The sequence below is a fragment of the Streptomyces sp. MK37H genome (assembly GCF_018035285.1).
Classification (GTDB): Bacteria; Actinomycetota; Actinomycetes; order Streptomycetales; family Streptomycetaceae; genus Streptomyces; species Streptomyces endocoffeicus.
Genome location: NZ_JAAAYH010000700.1, coordinates 1 through 2,948 on the forward strand (window position 1 = coordinate 1; position 2,948 = coordinate 2,948).

At 72.4% G+C, this 2,948-nt stretch carries 3 protein-coding genes and 1 pseudogene; 2 read left to right on the plus strand and 2 right to left on the minus strand.

What is annotated here, in order from left to right:
• Positions 1-16: 16 nt before the first annotated feature.
• Complete coding sequence (locus GWI24_RS42915; protein ID WP_210951436.1) at positions 17-856, minus strand: helix-turn-helix transcriptional regulator; 840 nt, start codon at positions 854-856, stop codon at positions 17-19.
• Positions 857-958: 102 nt separating this feature from the next.
• Here GWI24_RS42915 and GWI24_RS42920 point away from each other — a divergent pair, with 102 nt between their 5' ends.
• On the plus strand, positions 959-1,666 hold the full coding sequence (locus GWI24_RS42920; protein WP_210951437.1) for an SDR family oxidoreductase: 708 nt from the start codon (positions 959-961) through the stop codon (positions 1,664-1,666).
• A gap of 30 nt (positions 1,667-1,696) precedes the next feature.
• Here the strand turns inward: GWI24_RS42920 and GWI24_RS42925 are convergent, their stop codons facing one another.
• Positions 1,697-2,422, minus strand: coding sequence for a CDP-alcohol phosphatidyltransferase family protein (locus GWI24_RS42925; RefSeq protein WP_210951438.1), 726 nt, complete (start codon positions 2,420-2,422; stop codon positions 1,697-1,699).
• 118 nt (positions 2,423-2,540) lie between these two features.
• On the opposite strand from GWI24_RS42925, the pseudogene GWI24_RS42930 reads away from it, so the two are divergent.
• A pseudogene (locus tag GWI24_RS42930) lies at positions 2,541-2,948 on the plus strand (dehydrogenase); the annotation flags it as partial.

Sequence of the window (2,948 nt, forward strand, 5' to 3'; positions counted from 1 at the left end):
GGCCGGTGGGCATCGCCTACCCGGTGAGTGACTGGGTGCCGAGCACGGTGAGGAGGGCGAGGCGTTCGGCGTCCTCGGTGTCGGGCTCGGCGGTGTAGACCACGATGCGCAGATCGCTGCCCGCCACGGTGAGCACATCGCAGTCCAGTGTCAGCGGGCCCACCCGCGGATGGTCGATGGTCTTGCGCGATGCCTCGTGGTGGCCGACGGCGCCGGAGTCCCACAGCTCGGCGAACCGCTCGCTGTTCGCGCGCAGTTCCGCGACCAGCCGGCGCAGCCGCTGGTCGGCCGGGTAGCGGGCGGCGGCCGTACGGAGGTCGGCGACCAGCGCGGCCTGGAACTCGCTCCGGGCCTCATGCGTCTGCCGGGAGCCGGTGTCCCCGCTGACGAAATGGCGCCAGACTCCGTTGCGCTCGTTGCCGCGCCACCGGGACGGATCGCCCCTCAGGGCCACATACGGCGGATTGGCCATGAGCAGCGTCCAGGACGCGTCGCTCACGGCCACGGGCGTTCCGGTCAGCCGGTCCAGCAGCCGCTGGACGCTCGGGGTGATGTACGCCGGGACCGTCTCCGGGCCGGGTGGGGCCAGCCCGGCCAGCCGGAAGAGGTGGGCGCGCTCGGCCGCCGACAGCCGTAGCGCCCTGGCCAGGGCCTCGACGACCTGGGTCGAGGGATGGGAGGCCCGGCCCTGTTCGAGGCGGGTGATGTAGTCGACGGAGATCCCGGCGAGCAGGGCCAGCTCCTCGCGGCGCAGCCCGGCCGCGCGCCGCTGCCCACCGGCCGGCAGCCCGGCGGCCTCCGGGGGGACCCGGTCCCGCCAGCGCCGTACCGCCTGTCCGAACTCCGTGGTCGCCATGGTCACCAGTCTGCACCTCGGGCCGGGGACGAGCCTGGTACCCGCGGTCCCAGGAAGACGGAGCACCTGGCTGCCCGCCCGGCGCGGACGCAGCCTGGAGTCATGACAACAACACTCATCACCGGAGCGAACAAGGGTCTCGGCTTCGAGACCGCCCGCCGTCTGATCGCCGCGGGTCACACCGTCTATCTGGGCAGCCGGGACGCCGACCGCGGACGCCGCGCCGCCGAGCAGCTGGGGGCTCGGCTGGTCGTCCTCGATGTCACCGATGACGCGTCCGTGGCCGCCGCCGCGAAGACCGTCGAGGCCGACGGCGGACTGGATGTACTGATCAACAACGCCGGTATCGAGGCGCGGACGCCGGACGGCGGGGTGATCGGCGCCGCCGAGGTCACCGCCGACATGATGCGGCAGGTGTTCGAGACGAACGTCTTCGGCGTGGTGCGGGTGACCCATGCCTTCCTGCCGCTGCTGCGGCGGTCCGCCGCCCCGGTCGTGGTCAATGTCAGCAGCGGGCTGGCCTCGCTGGAGCGGGTCTCCACCCCGGACACCCCCACGCACGCCTATCCGGGGGTCGCGTATCCGGCGTCGAAGGCCACGGTCAACATGGTCACCGTGCAGTACGCGAAGGCGTTCCCGGAGATGCGGATCAACGCCGTGGAGCCCGGCTACACCGCCACGGACCTCAACGCGCACACCGGTCACCAGACCGTCGAGGAGGGCGCCGAGATCATCGTCCGTATGGCGACGGTGGGCCCGGACGGCCCGACGGGAGGCTACTTCGACATCGAGGGCACCCTCCCCTGGTAGCGGGCGGCGGGCTCGTCGGCGCCGCCGCGCTCACTGCGCCCGGCCGGCCCGGGTGCGCCACAGCCACCTGATGTCGCGGGCGAAGGACCAGCTGAGCAGGGTCAGGGCCAGCAGGGCGGCGCCGAAGGCCACCGGATACGGGAGCACATCGGCGCCGACGACCAGCAGCAGGACGCCCTGGAGCGCGGCCACCGTCTTGCGGGCCGTGCTCGGGGGCAGCTGGCCGTTCAGCCAGGGCAGCACCCATGCCGCGGCGACGAAGGCGTAGCGCATGGCGCCGATCAGCAGCACCCAGGGGCCGAGGAAGGTGGCCACATAGATGCTGAGCACCAGGATGAGGACGGCGTCGACCTCCATGTCGAACCGCGCGCCCAGGGAGGACGAGGTGCCGGTGCGGCGCGCGACCTGTCCGTCGACCGCGTCGAGGATCAGCGCGACCGCGGTGAGGGACACCAGGGCGGTGACCGGCGTCGGGCTCTCGAAGGAGTCGGCGACCAGCGCGGTCACCCCGCCGACGAGCGTGGCCCGCGCCAGGGTGACGCGGTTGGCCGCGCCGAAGGAGGCGAGCCAGGACCGCTGCAGGGCGCGGGTGAGCACCGCCCAGGTGGCGACCGCGAAGGCCAGGCCGGTCAGCCAGCCCGCGGGTCCCAGGTCGATCGCCGTGCCGAGCAGGACGAGCAACAGCAGCTGCGCGGCCGCGCCCGCGGCTGTCTCGTTGCGCAACAGCGTCGTGTTGTAGGGATTGTTCAGGGCCACCGTGCACCCTCCGGGCTGTGTGGCGGAGTGGATGGGTGCCGCGTACCGTGTTCGCGGCTTCATGGTCATCCGTACGTGGGCCACCGTCCGATTGTTCAACCTCTCAGGAGAACGTCGTATGACGCGCACCGCCCGTGCCTTCTGGCTCCACTCCCCCGGCCATGGCGAGATACGGGAGGTGGACCTGCCCGAACCAGGGCCCGAGGACGTGGTGGTGCGCACGCTGTGCTCCGGGGTGAGCCGTGGTACGGAGACCCTGGTCTTCCGTGGTGGCGTACCGGAGAGCCAGTACAGCGCGATGCGCGCGCCGTTCCAGGACGGCGAGTTCCCGGGGCCGGTGAAGTACGGCTATCTCAATGTGGGTCTGGTCGAGGAGGGGCCGGCGTCCCTGCGGGGGCGCACCGTCTTCTCCCTGTATCCGCATCAGACCCGCTATGTGGTCCCGGCGAGCGCGGTGACCCCGGTGCCGGAGGGCGTGCCCGCGCCGCGCGCGGTGCTGGCGGGGACGGTGGAGACCGCGGTGAAC